We start from the raw sequence: 19,120 nt of genomic DNA on the forward strand, positions 1-19,120 counted from the left end.
GCGGCGGGGCCCGGAGTCTGAAAACCTTTTCAGCAAGAGTTTCCAGACGCTGAAGGTTATAATTTCTCAACCAGTAAAAATTTGAAACCACCAGCTCTCCTGCTGGTGGTTTTCTTTTGGAGGCAATATTATGATCTATCTCGATAACAGTGCAACAACAAAACCGCATAAAGAAATCCTGGCAACATTTCTCAAGGCAAGCGAAGAGTATTTTGGCAATCCGGCGTCCCTTCATAAAATTGGCAATGAGGCTGAGAAACTGCTGGAATCTGCGCGCCGGCAAATCTCACAATTGCTGAAGATGGACCAAATTGTCTTTACATCCGGAGGCACTGAATCGAATAACCTGGCGATTCTGGGCACAGCCGATGCTTACCGTTCCCGCGGCCGTCACGTCGTATCCGCTGTAACGGAACATGCATCCGTATTGAAACCATTGGAAGAACTGGAACGCAGAGGCTTTGAAGTCACCCGGCTGGCAGTGGATAAGTTCGGACAGATTGATTTAAATGAGTTGAAGAACAGCGTGAGAAGCGATACGATTCTTGTGACATTAATGCATATCAACAACGAGACAGGGGCAGTCCATCCGATTGCGGAAATCAAAAAAATTCTGGGCGGTACGCGCGCCCTGCTTCACACAGACGCTGTCCAGAGCATCGGAAAAGTCCCGCTGGACACGGATTCCATGCCGGATTTACTGACGATGTCCGCACATAAAATCCATGGTTTGAAGGGCAGCGGCGTCCTGGCGTTCAATAAGGTCCAGCCCGGAGCGATTCTGTTCGGCGGCGGCCAGGAATCGGGATATCGCAGCGGTACGGTTGCGGTTCCCCAAGCGGCTGCATTGGCGAAAGCGCTTCGCCTGGCGCAGCCGAATCCGCTGTTCGCAGAATGGAACAGGAACCTGCGGGAATTTTTCGGTTCTTTTGACGACATCATGATTGTCAGCCCCGACAATGCCGCACCGCATATCCTTTCTGTTGCCCTCAGGGGAGCGAAAGGGGAAGTTCTGGTTTCGGGACTGCAGGATGAAGCAGTGTTTGTTTCCACATCAAGTGCCTGTTCATCAAAAAATACGGAGACGAGCCATGTCATAGAAGCGCTGAATCTGCCTCCTGTATTCAGAGAAGGTGTGATCCGGATCAGTTTCGGCGCATTTACCACGCAACAAAATATTACAGATTTCCAACGTGCTTTCAAAAAGGTCCACCGGATAATCAAAGGAGTTCGAAATAATGAAAACTAATCAAATTCTCGTCAGATACGGCGAGCTTTCGACAAAAGGTAAAAACAGAAGTTCATTTATCGGCAGGCTTCGTGACAATATCCACCATACATTCAGTGATCTGGGCAAGCTGCAGATAAAAGCGGAACGCGACCGGATGTTCATCAATTCCGACAGCGAAGAGGATATGGAACAAGTTATCTCCCGGCTTCCGAAAGTGTTTGGCATCCAATCATTCAGCCCGGTTACGGAGACGGAATTGTCGCTGGAAGCGATGAAGTCGGCGGCTGAAACTTTAATAGGCAAAATGGATACGGAAGGCAAAAGTTTCAAGGTTACTGTCAGACGCGCCAATAAAGATTTCGAGCTTCAAAAACCCGAAATTCTCCACGGCATCGGTTCCCATGTTCTGCGGGCGTTTCCCGGACTGTTGGTTCAGATGAAGAATCCGGAAATCGATTTGAAAGTGGAGATCCGGGACAAAGCTGCGTATATGACGGCTGAAGTCATACAGGGCGCAGGTGGTTTGCCGATCGGAGCAGGAGGCAAAGCGCTGCTGATGCTGTCGGGAGGTCTCGACAGCCCAGTCGCAGGTTTTCATATGCTGAAAAGAGGCGTCCGGCTGGAATTGATCCATTTCTTCAGTCCGCCCTTTACGAATGACCGGGCAAAAGAAAAAGTTTTTGATTTGGCGCAAAAGCTGAGTGAATTTGGTTCATCGGTCAATTTGCACATCATTCCCTTTACCAAACTGCAGCAGGAAGTCCATAAACAGGTTCCCGACAATATCACGATGACTTCAACACGGCGCATGATGATGCGGGTAGCGGATGGTGTATTGGAAGAAACTGGATGCAAAGCGATCATCACCGGTGAAAGCCTTGGGCAGGTGGCGAGCCAGACACTCGAGAGCCTGCATGCAATCAATGCAGTGACCACTACACCTGTCCTGCGTCCATTGATAGCAACAGATAAGTTGGAGATAATCGATACAGCCATGCAAATCGGCACGCATGACATTTCGGTGCGCCCCTATGAAGATTGCTGCACCATATTCACTCCGGCAAATCCGAAAACAAAACCAAAGCTGGAAAAAGTGGAATATTATGAGGGATTCGTTTCTTTCGACGAGCTGATTCAGGAAGCGGTCGAAAAACGGGAAGTCATCAAATTTCCAAGAGCCAAAATAAACGAATTTGACGAATTATTGTAAAGGCTGCCAAAAGGCGGCCTTTATTTTTCTTTAATTATTTTGAATAATAAAATTATTGCGGTACAATAATGAACGAATACAGCTAATACATAGAGGAGGTTTCAACATGGATCGGGAAGCATTATTGGCTCCGAAAAATTACAATCTGGTGGATGAAATCGAGAAATTTGCAAACGGGGAAGGGAAAAAAGCCATCGTCTGGGAGGACGACGGAGGCGATTCGAAAACTGTCACATATGATGAATTGATGGGGCTGGCGAACAAAGCCGCCAATAGTTTTGAAAAGGCGGGTCTCCAAAAAGGGGATGTCGTGCTCGTCATGGTGCCGAGGCTGATTGAAGCCTATGTATCCTATATTGGAGCTTTAAAAGCAGGGCTTACCGTAATCCCCAGCTCAGAAATGCTTCGGGCGAAGGATATTTCCTACCGGTTGAATCACAGCGGTGCCAAAGCGGTGATCGCCTACGAACCCTTTATGGATCAATTCAGTGAAGTGCCGGAAATGGACCGTGTGGTGAAATTCGTTATCGGAAATTCGGACAGTTCGTGGATTTCCCTGACAAAGGAAATGGAGTCGGCATCCGAATTATACGAAAAAGCGGCGACTCACAGCGATGATATGGCGTTCCTGTCCTATACATCGGGGACCACTGGCAATCCCAAAGGAGCGGTGCACAGCCACGGCTGGGCATATGCCCATTTGCGGACGTCTGCTGAGCACTGGCTGGGTGTGGAAGAAGATGACCTGGTGTGGGCAACGGCCAGTCCCGGGTGGCAAAAATGGATCTGGAGCCCGTTCCTCGCAACATTGGGAAGCGGAGCAACCGGCTATGTTTATAACGGGAAATTTGATCCGGAAAAGTATTTGCAGATCCTGGAAGCGAAAGGGATCAATGTGCTTTGCTGTACGCCGACAGAATACCGCCTGATGGCGAAACAGAAAAACCTGTCGACTTTTGATCTGTCCGCACTTCACAGCGCTGTGTCCGCCGGGGAACCGCTCAATGCGGAAGTCATCAATGTATTCAAGGAACATTTCGGATTGGAAGTCAGAGATGGCTACGGCCAGACAGAAAACACGCTGCTCGTTGGAGTCATGAAAGGAATGGAAATCCGTATCGGTTCCATGGGCAAACCGACGCCGGGCAACAAAGTGGAGATTGTCAATGAGTTCGGGCAGCCGTGCCCACCGGGGGAAGTCGGTGATATCGCTGTCCACTCGGAGACTCCGGCATTGTTTAAGGGTTATCATAAAGACGATGAACGCACGAAAATGCAATTCCGCGGCGATTATTACATTACCGGAGACAAGGCCTCGAAGGATGACGACGGTTATTTCTGGTTTGAGGGTCGCGGCGATGACATCATCATTTCTTCCGGCTATACGATCGGGCCATTCGAAGTGGAGGATGCATTGGTGAAACATCCCGCGGTGCAGGAATGCGCCGTTGTCGGATCGCCGGATGAGATCCGCGGAACCATTGTAAAGGCATTTGTCGTGTTGGTTCCAGGCACTGAACCGACAGAGGAACTGGTGAAGGACCTGCAGAACCATGTAAAGGAATTGACGGCTCCCTATAAATACCCGCGGGCCATTGAATTCCTGGAGCAATTGCCGAAAACCGCATCCGGCAAAATCCGCCGCATCGAACTCCGGCAGAAGGAAATGAAAAAGTAAAAGAGCATCCGATTGACTGGTGATTTTTACAATCATTGTGCTTTGGGGAACGCTTTCCGCGGGGAGTGGCCTGAGCTTCCTTAGTCGCTGCGGAAACCCGATGCAGGAGCAGCCTTAAAATCGTGCTCCTGCAGTGCTGCGCACTTCGTCGCAAAGACAGTATCCGTGCAGGACACGTCTACTGTCTTCGAAGCTGATTTGCGGAATATCGATCAGCAGCATCATTCTTTCTCAACAAGCTAAAGCAGCCTTTCTCCAGGCTGCTTTTAATATTGCCTTCCCCTAGTCGGGAGCCTATAATTGAATAATGTTTCGTTTTGCAAAATAATAACAGAATGGTGCGTACTGAATATGGCGGATGAGAAAAAAGGAATAATTTTTACGATACTGACTTACGCGATGTGGGGAGTCCTTCCGATTTACTGGAAGCAGCTTGGGCACGTTCCAAGTGATGAAATACTGGCAGCGCGAATTTTTTGGGCTTTCTGGATAACCGTGGCCTTCATCTTTGCCATCGGGGGGCATAAAAATCTTTTAGCCGATCTGAAAAGCCTCTGGAAATCAAAGAAAGCATTTTTCACCCTGATGCTTGCGTCCTATCTGATTACGCTGAACTGGTTCCTTTACATTTATGCGGTGACCAACGACCGGATTGTTGAAACGAGTTTGGCGTATTACATCAATCCATTGGTATCGATGCTGCTCGGTGTGTTCTTTCTGAAAGAGAAACTGACACCCGCCATTAAATTTGCGTTTGTCCTTGCAGCCATCGGTGTCGCAATCCTCACGGTGTCGTATGGGACATTTCCCTGGATGGCAGCCGGCATGGCACTCAGCTTTGCGTTTTACGGGCTGATCAAAAAAATGATCAAATTGAATGCATTGCGCGGGCTTGCACTTGAAACACTTTTTGTCCTGCCGATCGCAACTGCATTTTACATTTACCTGTTTGCCATCGATCGGGTGTCGTTTACGACGGTCAATGCGGAAACTGACTGGCTGCTGATCCTGAGCGGGGCTGTTACAGCGTTGCCGCTGGTATTGTTTGCAACCGGTGCACCGCTCATTCCGATGTATATGATCGGTTTCCTTCAATATATAGCGCCTACAATGATGCTTATTATAGGAGTGCTCATGTACGGAGAGGAATTCAACCGGATCAGCCTGATTTCATTTTCATTCATTTGGGTGGCGCTGATCCTGTTCACAGCCTCAAAAGTGTCGGAAGCCCGCAAGATTCGAAGGGAAAAAGTGAAAAATCCGATTGCCTACAGCGCAAAACAATGAAACATTTTTATGGGTGGATCGTATAGTAAGAATAAAAAAAGGGGGCAATTTTTCATGAACACAAAAAGATGGATCGCGTTGCTTATAGCAGGGGCGGTGCTTATGGTGTCATTGGTGATCAACTCGGTCTTTGCGATGTTCCAAAATGATTTTGTCAGTGATTTTTCGGATTTGATGACTTTGGAGACTGCACAGATTGACGAGACGGTCATCGAGCAAGGGAGCGCTGTATCACGCATAGCAGTTTTGGAAGTTGAAGGCGCCATACAGGATACGGGAGAAGCATCTCCGCTGTTCGGCGCAACAGGCTATAATCATGAATTTTTCATGGAGCAGCTGGAGCAAATAAAAGAAGATGACACAGTCAAAGCGGTAATGCTGAAGGTCAACTCGCCTGGAGGCGGAGTGGTCGAGTCGGCAGAGATTTACGACGAAATTACTGAAATCCAGGAAGAAACAGGCAAGCCGTTCTATGTCTCTATGGGTGCCATTGCAGCTTCAGGCGGTTACTATATTGCTGCACCAGCGGATAAAATATTTGTTAACAAGGAAACTTTGACAGGGTCGATTGGTGTCATCATGCAAAGCGTCAATTATGGCGAACTTGCAGAACGATACGGGGTTGATTTTGTAACGATCAAATCAGGCCCTTATAAAGATATCATGAGCCCTACAAGGGACATGACGGAAGAAGAACGCGCGTTATTGGAAGAAATGCTGGACGATTCCTATCAGAGATTTGTGGATATCATTGTAGAAGGGCGTGACATGCCCGAAGACGAAGTGCTGGCTGTCGCTGATGGCCGCATCATGAATGGCCGTCAGGCAGTTGAGGCGAATCTGGCAGATGATTTCGGCTATGAAGAAGATGTCATTGCCCAACTCCGTGCCGACTTCGACTTGTCGAATGCCCAGGTTTTTAAATATGGAACATCCGAAAGTTGGGGTTCACTTTTTGCTGTGAAAGTTCAATCGTTATTCGGAAATGATATTGAAACGCAAATGCTGACGAAGCTGATGACTGAATACAGTTCGCCGCGCATGATGTATTTATACGGTGACAAATAAGGAGGGGCGAACATGGCAAACAATGATATTCCTGAAAAATCGAATGTCGCTGAACCCCGGGACAAACGCCCTGGCGGCTTGGAATACGAAGAAGTGATGTTTTATGAACGCAAACCAGCCGGATTCTGGATCCGTTTTTGTGCCTACCTGATCGATTTGCTGGTGATCTCAGCTCTTGCTTCAATTTTGTTGAAGCCGATTTTTGCGCTTATAGGAAGCGAAACCGGCTCTGGACCCTGGTATGCACCTTTTGCGCTTCTGTCAGCAATCCTGTTTTATGCTTATTTTGTCTTGATGACAAAATTTTTTGGTCAGACAATCGGAAAGATGATTTTTGCCATTCGGGTTGTGTCGCTCCAAAAAGATACGCTCGATTGGAGCACCCTCTTGTTCCGGGAATGGATTGGCCGGTTCATCTCAGCAACCATTCTCCCGCTTTATTTTATCGTGGGATTTACGCCATTAAAGCAGGGAGTGCATGATTTTTTCGCGGATACAACGGTCGTGCATGAACAATCTTACAGACAGCGCCGCATGATGCAGAAGATTCGCCGCAATGGGTCTGAGTTGCAAGAGAAGAGCGCCTTTTAGTATGATGAAGACAATACGAAAGGGAGGCGTTCTTATTGGTACAAATTACATTTAAAGAAAATCCTGTTACGTTACCGAATAAAGAAGTCAAAGCTGGAGAAAAAATCCCGGATTTCACAGTTCTGGCAAATGACCTGAGCCCAGTAACTGCCCAGGATACTGCAGGAAAGATTCGGCTTTTCAGTGTCGTACCTTCACTTGATACAGGCGTGTGTTCCGATCAGACCAAACGCTTCAGTGATGAAGCAGCGTCGCTTGGAGACAATGTCGAAGTTCTGGCTGTTTCGTGTGATTTGCCGTTTGCACAAAAACGCTGGACCGAAATCAACGGCGTCAATAACCTGACAACTCTGTCCGATCACCGGGATTTATCTTTCGGAGAATCGTTCGGAGTATCAATGCAGGAACTTCGGCTGCTTGCCAGATCCATTTTTGTCGTCGATGAAAATGATGAAGTGGCATACGTTGAATATGTTTCTGAAGGAACGGATCACCCTGATTACGATAAAGCGATCCAAGCAGTAAAAGAACTGACGAAATAAAAACTTGAAACCCACTCTCCTGAGTGGGTTTCCTTATTGGGGACGGAGAACTAATGAATTCATCAATGGAGAATATATTTAATTTTATCGACCAGCATACAACCGAAATACAACAGCAACAGGAAAATTCCTATCTTGAAAGCCTGCTGACTACTACAGAGAAATGGCTGGACGGTGTGATTCAACCGGATGGAGAAGCTGGAAAAGAAGATATCCGGAAAGCGATCCAGCTGGCTGTGCTGAAAGGCATGAAAGAGCATATTCAACCGCATCATCAGATGACCCCGGATGCACTCGGTTTGCTGATGGGATATCTGGTTGAATTATTTGTTAAAAAAGAGCAGGCGACAATTCTGGATCCTGCTGCCGGCACAGGAAACCTTTTGTTCACCATCATGAATTACCTGGACGGCAAATTACAGGGAGCCGGAGTGGAAATCGATGAACTCCTGATCAAATTGGCTTCAAACACCGGGAATCTGGTGCAGCAACCGGTAACGCTTTATCTGCAGGATGCCCTGCAGCCATTGTTGATCGACCCGGTGGATGCAATTGTATCGGATCTGCCCGTCGGCTATTATCCGAATGATGAAAATGCTGCAACCTATGAATTGAAGGCGGAGGAAGGCATGTCCTATGCCCATCATTTATTCATCGAACAATCATTGAAACATACTGCAGAAGGCGGCTATCTCTTTTTTATCGTGCCGAAAGCGCTGTTCGAGTCGCCGATGGCGGACCAGCTTCATACTTATTTGAAGAAAACAGCCCATATCCAATCGGTCATGGAATTGCCCGACACCCTTTTTAAAAACGCCTCTCATGCCAAAGCGATCCTGGTTCTTCAAAAGAAAAAAGAAGGCTTAAAAGCACCGCGGGAAGTTCTGTTGGCAAGAGTTCCGAATATGTCGAAGCCGGATTCAATGTCCAAATTTTTTGCACAAGTAAGTAATTGGTTCAAAGAAAATAAAGAATGAAATGACAGAAATATGCTATACTGGATTCAGCAGTAATATTGCACCAGTCCAATCGAAAAGAGGGATGACACGTGAGTGAATCCAATGAAACACCCAAAAAAGTAAGTTTGCAGGAAGCAGTAAAACGCCAGCTCGAAGCCAAAAAAAATCAGGCTTCAGGCAACAAAGGAAGCGGCAATTCATCTTCGGAAACCAAAAAGATGAAAAGCCAGCAGACGAAAAAAGTTAATAACACCCGCCGCAAAATGGGCGTGTGACCATCCGGGAAAGGCAGACCTCCAAGGTCTGCCTTTTCGCATGTAATTTCGAGTTTTCCCTTTTCGAAATAAAGGGTTACGGACAGTTTTATAGAAGTAATTTAATAATGACAGGAAACAAAATCCGCATTCAAGGGAGTGGGAAACATGTACAGAACAATTTTGATAGCGGCTGATGGCTCTGATAATTCCGTGCGTGCAGCGAAAGAAGCGGTCAAAATGGCTTCGTTGGCCAAAGGGGCGGAAGTGACCATCCTTTATGTCATCGATCACAATGAAGCGGGAAATGAAGAAATACACCACGGTGCTTCTCCGGAATTTGAAATGGCGAGACAGCAGAAAATTCAGCCTGTCATCGACTTACTGGAAAAGGAAAAGATATTTCATAAAGTGGAAATGATCTATGGCATCCCGTCGCATGTAATTACTGAATATGCAAGTGACCGAAATTTCGATTTGCTCATAATGGGAAAAAGAGGATTGAATCCGATGCAGGAAATGGTGCTCGGAAGTGTCAGCCGTTCTGTGTTAAACAAGGTTGATGTCCCCATGCTGATTGTTAAATGACATCTGCAAAATTCAGCTTTAATGAGGAGTGTGCATGAATGATATGGATGATTATTGTAGTGATTGCTTATATCCCGATTTTCTATAAAATTCATCATCGAATCGGTCAATTGGAAGACGAGGTTGCAAAATTGAAAGAAGAACTAGAGAGAGTTCAGGTGTCTATCGATTGAAAAGAGTCAAAATAACAGAAATTCCGGTTTTCATTGGCGAATTATAGGATATAGAAGGAAGGGCGGATTTACTCCGTCCTTTTTGCTGTTTTTTCAGCCGCCTCCCTAAGTAATTTATCCTATTTTCAGCTTGTGATTTCTTTTGAAGCACTGGGAAATGCTATAATAGCTGATTGTAAAGACTGTTTTATGGAAGGGCATGCCTCCGTACAGTGAAGGTATCCCGGGTTGTGATAGACTTATACTATAATAATTTAAAAGTGAGCTGATAATTTTGACTGAAAAAGAGATGGAATCCACATTTTTACCAATACTCCTGGGTTCGGATATGAATGCATACGGCATGGCCCGCTCGTTTTACGAAGCTTACGGCATCAAGTCCCTTGTTTTGGGACGTGCAAATCTTTCCGCTACCCAGAACAGCAGTATCCTGGACTTTCGGGTAATTGAAGAGTTGAACGAACAGGAAACATTTCTTCCTGCATTGCTGGATATCGCATCCCAATATAAAGGAAAGAAACTGCTGTTGCTTGCCTGCGGAGATGATTATGCGAAACTGATCATCCGCAACAAGGAAAAGTTGACACCCTATTTCGCGGTTCCTTATATCGACGAGAAATTGATGGACCGGCTTGTTCTGAAAGAAAATTTCTATGATATCTGCGAGCAATACGGTTTCAGCTATCCCCGTACTGACTTATGCACATATGAGACTTATAAAAACTTCTCTCCGAACTTCGTGTATCCAATCATTATCAAGGCTTCCAATTCTGTGGCTTACTGGGATTGCTCGTTCCCGGGCAAAAAGAAAGTATTTGTAGCACATGACGAAGCTGAAAAAGATGCCATTCTGGAAGCCATCTACAGCTCTTCCTATAAAGACAATCTGACTATCCAGGAATTCATTCCGGGAGACGATTCCTTTATGCGTGTTCTGAATGCCTATGTAGGCAAAGATGGAAAAGTGAAGTTGATGGCACTCGGCAATCCGATTCTCGAGGAGCACTCTCCTGAAGGGATCGGCAGCTACGCGGCCATCATCAATACATTCGATCAGAAACTGCTGGATAAAGTGCGATTCTTTCTTGAAGACATCGGCTATACCGGCTTTGCCAATTTTGACATGAAATATGATGCACGGGATGATTCCTATAAATTATTTGAAATCAACCTCCGTAATGGAAGAAGCAGCTACTACGTCACTGCAAGCGGACATAACCTGATGAAATACGTTGCAGATGACCATATCTTCAATAAACCCCAGCAATTGGTTTATGCAAAAGACAAGCATCTTTGGCTCATCATCCCTAAGAAGGTGCTCTTTAAATATGCACAGAATGAGGTCCTGAAAAAAGAAGCGAAGCGGCTGATCAAAGAAGGGAAAGCAACGAATTCCCTCTTCTATAAGAAAGATTTCAACCCGAAACGCTGGGCGAAACTCAGCTTGAATAATTTAAATTATCATCGAAAATACAAAAAATACTTCAATAACAAAGGTCTGTCGTAAACTATGGAAAAAAAGACTCTTGGCATTGTCGGCGGTGTGGGCCCGCTGGCCACTATGTTCATCGGTGAAATGATCGTACGCCGCACAAAGGCTGTAAAAGACCAGGATCATGTCAATTCGATCATCACGAACAATACCCGAATCCCGGATCGTACCGCTTTTATCGTGGGAGATTCAGAGGAAAATCCAATTCCTGTCATGATAGCCGATATGGAAAGGCTGACGTCCATGGGTGCGGAAATACTGATCATCCCCTGTAATACCGCCCATACTTTTTACCAGGAACTTCAGCAGGGCAGTCCTGTTCCCGTTATCCATATGATTCGTGAAACGATGAAGCGGGCAGCTGATGAGGGCGCCGCGAAAGTAGGCATCCTCGCCACCACAGGCACTGTTACGTCAGAAGTGTACCAGCGTGCGGCAAAAGATTTCGGCCTGGAACCGGTTGTGCCGAGCACAGAAATCCAGGAGAAAGTCATGTCCATTATTTATGATAATGTGAAAGCCGGCAAAGCGGCAGACCGGGAAAAATGGCGTGAAATTGAAAATTATATGCAAGTACAGGGTTGTGACCGGCTCGTGCTAGGCTGCACGGAGCTCTCCATCGTGAAGAAGGAACTTGAACTGTCGGAATACCACCTTGATTCGCTGCTCGTTCTGGCAGAACTCGCCATCCTGTCGTGCGGCTACGAACTCGCTGATTAAGTCATAGAAAAAAGCCTTTTCCGTTTTTACGGAAAAGGCTTTTTTAAAAGCTTTGCATCAAGTGATTGGATCTTGATCTTGATTTACTCGTGCTTCCAGTTCGGCTGGCGCATCGTCTGTCCGGACTACGAGTACATCGCATCTGGCCGAGCGGACGATATGTTCTGATACACTGCCGATAAGGAACCGTTCCACGGCATTCAGGCCGGTGGCACCACAGATGATCAGGTCTGCATGCATCTTGGCAGCGAGATCCCGGGAAATCATGGTTTTCGGTGAACCATAGTCAACCACGATATTGACGTTTTCAACGCCTGCTGCGTTTGCTTCTTTTTTATAGTCTGCCAGTAGGTCCTCAGCGAATTTCTGAGCTCTGTCCGCGATGGAGCGGTCATAAGCTTCGATTGCTGCAAATGATCTTGTGTCGATGATGTTGACGAGGTTCAATGTTGCTTTATTACGTGTAGCGATCCCCACAGATTTTTTGAAGGCCCATTCAGCTTCTTTTGACCCATCCACTGCCACCAGGATCTGTCGATATTCTAATGTCATAATTGCATTCCTCCTTATCTATCTATGAAATTCGCTGTCGGTGGAGCCAGTTCCTTCTTTTTCTTTAAAAAAATGCCTGAAATATGTGTCTGCTATATGAATAGAAATGTAAATGAAACGAACATTGTGCCTGTTGCTGCCAATAAAAGGGGAGGAGATTTATTATCCGACGATATTGTAGGCAACAAAAAGCGTTTTATCTATATTAATATAATTTTAATTTGGAAATGCTCTCCATTATTCCGCCTTTTACCATTCCAAAATGCTGCAGTTCTGCCCGGGCCAGAAAAAGATTTTTGGTTTGGTAAGAAAAAGGGGCAAAGTTTAATAATATCTGATAGAATGGATTTGCTTTGAAGTATAAAAATTACTGATCTATATTTCCTATTAAAGTTTAATGGAGGGTTTCGTCATGCGTATTGGAGTTCCAACAGAAGTGAAGAACAATGAAAACAGAGTAGCAATGACACCATCAGGCGTTGTCAATTTATCCTTATACGGACACGAAGTCTTTATTCAGAAGGGGGCCGGTCTCGGATCCGGTTTTACTGATGAAGATTACAGTTCGGCAGGGGCCAGCATGGTTGCAACGGCTGAAGAGGCTTGGAACCAGGAGATGATCATGAAGGTCAAGGAACCGACGTCTTCTGAATATGGATATTTCCGGGAAGGAATGATCCTGTTCACTTATTTGCATTTGGCAGCTGAACCGGAATTGACAAAAGCGTTGCTGGATTCAAAAGTCATCGGAATTGCTTACGAAACTGTACAGCTTCCAAATAACTCATTGCCGTTATTAACTCCAATGAGTGAAGTTGCAGGCAAGATGGCGACACAGATCGGTGCTCAATTCCTGGAAAAAATCCATGGCGGCGGCGGTATTCTCCTTGGAGGAATTCCTGGTGTATCACGCGGCAAAGTTACAGTAATCGGCGGGGGAGTGGCAGGAACGCACGCTGCCAAAGTCGCAGTCGGAATGGGAGCAAATGTAACCATCCTTGACTTGAATCCGGATCGCCTGCGCCAATTGGACGATTTGTTTGGCACGGACGTACAGACCTTAATCTCAAACCCGTTGAATATTGCACAATCACTTTCCAATTCGGATCTGGTGATCGGGGCAGTTCTGATTCCAGGTGCAAAAGCGCCGAAATTGGTGACAGAAGATATGATCAAATCGATGAAACCGGGATCAGTGGTGGTGGATATTGCAATTGACCAGGGCGGGATTTTCGAAACAAGTGACCGCATTACGACCCACGATCAACCGACATACATCAAACATGATGTTGTCCACTACGCTGTTGCGAATATGCCTGGGGCGGTTCCGCGGACTTCTACAATCGGATTGACAAACGTCACTGTGCCATATGCTGTTCAAATTGCCAACAAAGGCTATAAAAAGGCAATACTTGATAACGAAGCACTGAAAAAAGGCGTCAATACCCTTGAGGGCTATGTTACGTATAAAGCGGTTGCTGATGATCATGAATTGTTGTATAAACCCCTTGAAGAGCTGCTGGCTTAAAAAAGAACACGAACCGCTATTGCGCGGCTTCAATAGAAATAAGAAAAGCTGCACCGGGATTTTATCCGGTGCAGCTTTTTACAGTATATTGAACGAAGGGATTTCACACTGGTATAATTCAGGCAGTCGAGAAACCATCAACTTCTATAATCATTCCGCTTTAGACGGATGCTTGCGGCCTAAGCCTCCTCAGTCGCGTCGCTCCTTGCGGGGTCTCAGGACTCGCTCTGGTTCCCGCAGGAAAGACATTGGCCGAAGCTTGCGAGGACAAGTCTTTGCGACGAAGCAGCGGAGCGATGCAGGAGCACATCTTTGTCCTTCACCGTCTGTCACTTTATTCGGATTATGTTCCGGCATAGAGTATCTGCTTCTATACTATAAAACAGGTAAAATGAATATCTTATATAGAAAATGTTTAAAGATATGGAGCAAAATAGCGAAGACGCCCAGGGGACCAAGCGAAGTGCTGAGATCCACTCGGGCGAAGTGCAACGAGACCGAGTTAGCTCAGCGCGAGCCCCCAGGCAAGCGGAGCTGTTTTGCGGAATATCGGTTTCCTATCTTTTTTCTCAACAAGCTGACAATTATCAGTTATTTATTATCTGAAGTTCTTTCGGGTATTTCGTCAAGACTTCGACGCCATCTGCCGTCACGGCAAGATCGTCTTCAATCCTAACGCCGACGGTACCGGGCACATAAATGCCGGGTTCGATCGTAAACACCATGCCTTCTTCCATTTTCATCTCATTCGACCCGTGAAGGGACGGGAACTCATGTACCGAAATGCCGAGACCGTGTCCCAGGCGGTGTGTAAAGTATTCACCATATCCAGCCTGCTCAATGACACCGCGTGAGATTCCGTCAAGTTCGGCGGCGGTAATGCCGGGTTTCACAGCATGCAGTGCAGCCAGTTCGGCTTCAAGCACGATGCTGTACACTTTTTTCTGTTCTTCGCCGGGTTCGCCAAGTGCCAGGGTGCGGGTGATGTCGGAGCAGTAGCCTTTGTGGACAACTCCCAGATCAAAAAGGACGAGGTCGCCTTTCTGCAGTTTGCGGTCCCCGGTTTTGCCATGCGGAGAAGCGGCGTGGTCACCCGTCAGCACCGTCGTATCGAATGACATGTGCGTAACGCCGCGTTTTTTGAGTGCCAATTCCACTTCGGTCATTACTTCAATTTCCGTAATGCCTTCTTTAATGGTTTTGGCAGCGACTTCGATTGCGTAATCGGCAAGCGCAGCTGCTTCGCGCAGAATTTCCATTTCGGCAGCATCCTTGATGACCCGCATGGCGTTGATTTTGTCATCGATGCCGACAATGGCGGGTGTATTGAAAAATTCATTGATCGCATCGGAACGCTCGACAATCATATGAGACTTTTCAATTGCCAAAGTAGCAATTGAAGAAACCTTTTCGTGAGCGGTGCGCTGGAGAATCTCCATCGCATTTTCCGTATCGGTATGGCCGACAATGTCGCCATTCCAGCCGGCAGCTTTTGCATCCGGAATTTCCATCTGCGGACAGATCAGGAATGGTTCAGCCTCGTTGAAAATCATGACGCCGAGCAGACGTTCATGGGGATTGCTCTTGAAGCCGGTAAAGTAAAAGACGTTGTCAGGATTGGTGATGAACGCCGCATCAATTCTGTTCTCTTTTAAATACGCCTGCAAATTACTGATTTTATTCATAAATGAATTCCTCCTCTTTATGTGTAGCATAACAAAGATGAGGGTATAAGACAGCTAGAAACTGAACGCATTACCTAATGGAGGGATAACATGAAAATTTCTTACCATGGACATTCCGTTGTCAAAATCCTGACGGGAGACAAAACGATTTTGATCGATCCGTTTATCAACGGCAACAGCCTGACGGATTTGAAGGTGGCAGAAGAGAAGCCGGATGTGATCCTGCTGACACATGCCCATAATGACCATGTGGGCGACACTGTGGAGCTGGCGCAGGGAAGCAATGCAAAAGTCGTTGCCCCTGTGGAACTGGCGAATTACCTGGGCACTTTCGGGCTGGATGCAGTCGGCATGAATCTGGGCGGTGCAAAAGAGTTTGATTTCGGCACCGTCAAATACACAAAAGCGTTCCACAGTTCTTCCTATACAACTGAAGAAGGAGAAGTCATTTACGGCGGCATGCCGGCGGGTATTCTCTTCAAAGCGGAAGGAAAAACCATTTATCATGCGGGTGACACAGACCTTTTCGGAGATATGGAGCTGATCGGCAACCGCAATCGAATCGATGTGGCGTTCCTGCCCATAGGAGATTTTTTCACGATGGGACCGGAAGATGCTGCATATGCGGCCGAACTGCTGAAAGCGAAATCCGTCGTGCCGATCCATTACAACACATTCCCGCCCATCAGGCAGGATCCGCAGGAATTCAAGAAATTGGTCAAATCGTCGGAAGTCCGGATTCTTAATGCCGGAGATTCATTCGAATTATGATGCAAAACCCCCGAAGAGCAAATTCTTCGGGGGTTTCTGTTATGGGAAATATGGTACACTGAAAGCATCAGGAAAGCAGAAAGAATGGGTGAAACGATGGCGACGAAACATGAACAGATTCTTGACTATATCGAGACATTGGATGTCGGGGAAAAAATATCCGTCCGCCGCATCGCAAAGGAACTTCAAGTCAGTGAAGGCACTGCATACCGTGCCATCAAAGAAGCGGAAAACAAAAGACTCGTATCGACAATCGAACGTGTCGGCACAATACGCATCGAAAGAAAAAAGAAAGAAAATATCGAAAAACTGACCTATGCGGAAATCGTCAATATCGTGGATGGGCAGGTCCTCGGCGGCAGGGCCGGATTGCACAAATCATTGACCAAATTTGTCATTGGGGCAATGCAGCTTGAAGATATGATGCGCTATACGGAAGCAGGCAATCTGCTGATTGTCGGCAATCGCTTTAAAGCCCATGAATATGCGCTGCAAGCGGGTGCAGCTGTTTTGGTGACAGGGGGATTTGACGCTTCGGACACCGTCAAAAAACTGGCTGACGAATACGAGCTGCCGGTCATTTCAACGAGTTATGATACATTCACGGTGGCTACGATGATCAACCGGGCTATCTATGACCAATTGATCAAGAAAGAGATCCTGTTGATTGAGGATATTTTGATTCCGCTGGAAAACACTCATTTTCTCCATCACCACGATCCGATCAGCCGCTACCGCGAATTGAACCGGGAAACCACGCATGGAGGGTTCCCGGTAGTTGATGATGCAGGCAAAATTATCGGGATTCTGACTTCAAGGGATATAATCGGCTTTCAGGATGCGGACTCTGTCGAAAAAGCGATGACGAAAGATCCCATTACCGTATCGCTTCAAACCAGCGTTGCATCAGCCGGTCACCGGATGATCTGGGAGGGAATCGACCTTCTTCCGGTCATAGGCGATTCCGGCAAACTGCTCGGTGTCATAAGCCGCCAGGATGTACTGAAAGCGATTCAGACGGCACAGCGGCAACCGCAGCAGGGGGAAACGATTGATGACATCATCATCAGCCAGCTCCAGATGAAGCCGCACGAAAAGCTTTCATTGGAATTCAGGGTGACTCCGCAAATGACCAATTCCTATGGGTCCATTTCTTATGGGGCTTATACCACCATCCTGTCGGAAGCCGCTACAGCTGCTTTAAAGACAAAAAACCGGAAAGACAGCGTGCTGGAGAATATGGCCGTTTATTTCCTGAAACCTGTGCAGCTCGACTCGCTGATAACCATCAAACCATCGATACTTGATATCAGCCGGAAATCAGCTAAAGTCGATATAGAGGTATCGTTTGAAGGGGAAATCATCGGTAAGGCCCTGTTGACATACCAATTGCTGGATCGCTGAATAAAAAAACCCCCTCAGCCAGAGGGGGACTTGCTATTGGTTCAATCGTGTTTCTTCAGCCACGAATTTATGGTAATGCCTTGCCGCTTTGAAATTGAAGATGACCAGCGCCAAGCCCAGAACAATGAATATGCCCGCAATAAGGTAAGTGATGGTGCTCTGGAAGATCGTCAACTGATTAATGCCAAAAAACAGGATGAAACTTCCGAGGAACATCGATGCTGTGGAAGCGTACCATTTTTTACGGATCGGCAATTTGGCGCGAAATTGTTTTGTTTTATAATAGAAATAAAACACGATTGACAGTATTATCAAAAATACGAATATTAACATAAAGGACCTCCTGTATTCGAAAACTCTTCTTCTATTGTACTGAGAAATGGGTGTGAATGCGAATGGATTTCCTTGAAAACGGGGGGAACGGCTCTATGAACAGTCAAATCATCGACACAATTAAACAATATGAAATGATTATTATCCACCGGCATGTCAGGCCGGATCCGGACGCCTACGGTTCCCAGCTGGGACTAAAATACCTTTTGGAACATAATTATCCTGAAAAGCGGATACTGGCTGCAGGGGAACATGATGGGACGATGGATTTTCTCGGAATGCCGGATGAAGTAGCGGATACCGATTTCAACGGATCGCTGGTCATCGTCACAGATACTGCGAACACAGAACGGATCGACGATCAGCGTTATGTCGGCGGGGAAAAAATCATCAAAATCGATCACCACCCGAACGACGATGCTTATGGCGACCTTCTGTTGGTCGATACACGGGCCAGCTCCTCTTCAGAAATGGTCTATGAACTATTTGCAACCGGACAGCAACAGGAAGGCTGGGAACTCCCAACATCCGCTGCACGGCAGCTCTATGCCGGCATCATCGGCGATACCGGTCGATTTCTGTTCCCAAGCACAACCCAGAAGACATTCAAGATTGCCGGTGAATTGATCAAAAGCGATTTTGACCGAAATGCGTTGCATAACGGCATGTATGAAATGGATAGAAAACTTCTTCATCTTCAGGGATATATGTATCAAAATTTCAAAATGGATGAAAATGGAGCCGCTTTTGTAAAGATCACATTGGATGTTCTGCGGGAATACGAAGTGACGGCCACCGAAACCTCGCTGCTTGTCAGCTCACTCGGCAATGTAAAAGGGATGAAAGCGTGGGTCATTTTCATTGAAGAAGAAGATGAAATCCGGGTGCGTCTCCGTTCAAAAGGCCCGGTGATAAATGGGTTGGCAAAAGAATTCAGCGGCGGCGGCCATCCGATGGCTTCCGGGGCTACAGCCTACTCCTGGGAAGAAGCGGAACGAGTGATTGTTCGCCTGAAAGAAATTTGCGCGTCAGAGGCATGAAAAAGGAGGGATTC

General features: G+C 46.6%; 21 protein-coding genes. 18 read left to right on the plus strand and 3 right to left on the minus strand.

Features of this window, described 5'->3' with window-relative positions:
• Positions 1-130: 130 nt before the first annotated feature.
• The 13 genes from DIJ65_RS13110 to cuyB all read left to right on the plus strand — a co-directional run bounded on the left by DIJ65_RS13110 (position 131) and on the right by cuyB (position 11,793).
• Positions 131-1,249, plus strand: coding sequence for a cysteine desulfurase family protein (locus DIJ65_RS13110; RefSeq protein ID WP_117302959.1), 1,119 nt, complete (start codon positions 131-133; stop codon positions 1,247-1,249).
• A complete protein-coding gene (thiI, locus tag DIJ65_RS13115) occupies positions 1,239-2,441 on the plus strand; it encodes a tRNA uracil 4-sulfurtransferase ThiI (RefSeq protein WP_117302960.1) in 1,203 nt (400 codons plus the stop codon). The genes DIJ65_RS13110 and thiI overlap by 11 nt, the downstream gene beginning before the upstream one ends.
• Before the next feature lie 106 nt (positions 2,442-2,547).
• Positions 2,548-4,119, plus strand: coding sequence for an acyl-CoA synthetase MbcS (mbcS, locus tag DIJ65_RS13120; RefSeq protein WP_117302962.1), 1,572 nt, complete (start codon positions 2,548-2,550; stop codon positions 4,117-4,119).
• Between the two features lie 351 nt (positions 4,120-4,470).
• Entirely contained in the window at positions 4,471-5,406 is a 936-nt protein-coding gene (gene rarD / locus DIJ65_RS13125; protein WP_117302964.1) for an EamA family transporter RarD, read from the plus strand.
• Between the two features lie 54 nt (positions 5,407-5,460).
• The gene (sppA, locus tag DIJ65_RS13130; protein WP_117302966.1) at positions 5,461-6,474 is read left to right on the plus strand and encodes a signal peptide peptidase SppA; all 1,014 of its coding nucleotides are present in this window, start codon (positions 5,461-5,463) and stop codon (positions 6,472-6,474) included.
• Positions 6,475-6,486: 12 nt separating this feature from the next.
• Complete coding sequence (locus tag DIJ65_RS13135) at positions 6,487-7,065, plus strand: RDD family protein (RefSeq protein ID WP_117302967.1); 579 nt, start codon at positions 6,487-6,489, stop codon at positions 7,063-7,065.
• 35 nt (positions 7,066-7,100) lie between these two features.
• Complete coding sequence (gene tpx, locus DIJ65_RS13140; protein WP_117302969.1) at positions 7,101-7,607, plus strand: thiol peroxidase; 507 nt, start codon at positions 7,101-7,103, stop codon at positions 7,605-7,607.
• Positions 7,608-7,660: 53 nt separating this feature from the next.
• Complete coding sequence (locus tag DIJ65_RS13145; RefSeq protein ID WP_117302971.1) at positions 7,661-8,584, plus strand: class I SAM-dependent methyltransferase; 924 nt, start codon at positions 7,661-7,663, stop codon at positions 8,582-8,584.
• A gap of 71 nt (positions 8,585-8,655) precedes the next feature.
• Entirely contained in the window at positions 8,656-8,841 is a 186-nt protein-coding gene (locus DIJ65_RS13150) for a hypothetical protein (protein WP_117302972.1), read from the plus strand.
• A gap of 147 nt (positions 8,842-8,988) precedes the next feature.
• The gene (locus DIJ65_RS13155) at positions 8,989-9,408 is read left to right on the plus strand and encodes a universal stress protein (RefSeq protein ID WP_117302974.1); all 420 of its coding nucleotides are present in this window, start codon (positions 8,989-8,991) and stop codon (positions 9,406-9,408) included.
• Positions 9,409-9,446: 38 nt separating this feature from the next.
• Positions 9,447-9,581, plus strand: coding sequence for a hypothetical protein (locus tag DIJ65_RS16595; protein WP_260678706.1), 135 nt, complete (start codon positions 9,447-9,449; stop codon positions 9,579-9,581).
• Between the two features lie 289 nt (positions 9,582-9,870).
• Positions 9,871-11,088, plus strand: a complete 1,218-nt coding sequence (locus DIJ65_RS13160; protein WP_117303006.1) for a carboxylate--amine ligase — start codon at positions 9,871-9,873, stop codon at positions 11,086-11,088.
• A 3-nt stretch (positions 11,089-11,091) separates the two neighbouring features.
• Positions 11,092-11,793: a cysteate racemase gene (gene cuyB, locus DIJ65_RS13165; RefSeq protein ID WP_117302976.1), complete on the plus strand. Its 702-nt coding sequence runs from the start codon at positions 11,092-11,094 to the stop codon at positions 11,791-11,793.
• A gap of 57 nt (positions 11,794-11,850) precedes the next feature.
• Here cuyB and DIJ65_RS13170 read toward each other — a convergent pair whose 3' ends face one another.
• Positions 11,851-12,345, minus strand: a complete 495-nt coding sequence (locus DIJ65_RS13170) for a universal stress protein (RefSeq protein ID WP_117302977.1) — start codon at positions 12,343-12,345, stop codon at positions 11,851-11,853.
• A 96-nt stretch (positions 12,346-12,441) separates the two neighbouring features.
• On the opposite strand from DIJ65_RS13170, the gene DIJ65_RS13175 reads away from it, so the two are divergent.
• Together DIJ65_RS13175 and ald are read left to right on the plus strand one after the other, a co-directional pair.
• The gene (locus tag DIJ65_RS13175) at positions 12,442-12,702 is read left to right on the plus strand and encodes a hypothetical protein (RefSeq protein ID WP_117302979.1); all 261 of its coding nucleotides are present in this window, start codon (positions 12,442-12,444) and stop codon (positions 12,700-12,702) included.
• 55 nt (positions 12,703-12,757) lie between these two features.
• Positions 12,758-13,873 (plus strand): alanine dehydrogenase, encoded by a 1,116-nt coding sequence (gene ald / locus DIJ65_RS13180; RefSeq protein WP_117302980.1) that lies wholly within the window; start codon positions 12,758-12,760, stop codon positions 13,871-13,873.
• Positions 13,874-14,460: 587 nt separating this feature from the next.
• On the opposite strand, the gene DIJ65_RS13185 is transcribed toward ald, so the two are convergent.
• A complete protein-coding gene (locus tag DIJ65_RS13185) occupies positions 14,461-15,558 on the minus strand; it encodes a M24 family metallopeptidase (protein WP_117302982.1) in 1,098 nt (365 codons plus the stop codon).
• Positions 15,559-15,648: 90 nt separating this feature from the next.
• On the opposite strand from DIJ65_RS13185, the gene DIJ65_RS13190 reads away from it, so the two are divergent.
• Positions 15,649-16,329 (plus strand): metal-dependent hydrolase, encoded by a 681-nt coding sequence (locus tag DIJ65_RS13190; RefSeq protein WP_117302984.1) that lies wholly within the window; start codon positions 15,649-15,651, stop codon positions 16,327-16,329.
• 96 nt (positions 16,330-16,425) lie between these two features.
• Positions 16,426-17,733 carry a DRTGG domain-containing protein gene (locus DIJ65_RS13195; RefSeq protein ID WP_117303007.1) on the plus strand — a complete coding sequence of 436 codons (1,308 nt, stop codon included), beginning with the start codon at positions 16,426-16,428 and terminating at the stop codon, positions 17,731-17,733.
• Positions 17,734-17,766: 33 nt separating this feature from the next.
• On the opposite strand, the gene DIJ65_RS13200 is transcribed toward DIJ65_RS13195, so the two are convergent.
• Positions 17,767-18,066 (minus strand): YtpI family protein, encoded by a 300-nt coding sequence (locus tag DIJ65_RS13200; protein ID WP_117302985.1) that lies wholly within the window; start codon positions 18,064-18,066, stop codon positions 17,767-17,769.
• Positions 18,067-18,161: 95 nt separating this feature from the next.
• Between DIJ65_RS13200 and DIJ65_RS13205 the strand changes: the two genes are divergently transcribed.
• Positions 18,162-19,106, plus strand: coding sequence for a DHH family phosphoesterase (locus DIJ65_RS13205; protein ID WP_117302987.1), 945 nt, complete (start codon positions 18,162-18,164; stop codon positions 19,104-19,106).
• Positions 19,107-19,120: the final 14 nt, after the last annotated feature.

This window comes from Planococcus salinarum, from assembly GCF_007004625.1.
In the GTDB taxonomy this organism is placed as follows: domain Bacteria; phylum Bacillota; class Bacilli; order Bacillales_A; family Planococcaceae; genus Planococcus; species Planococcus salinarum.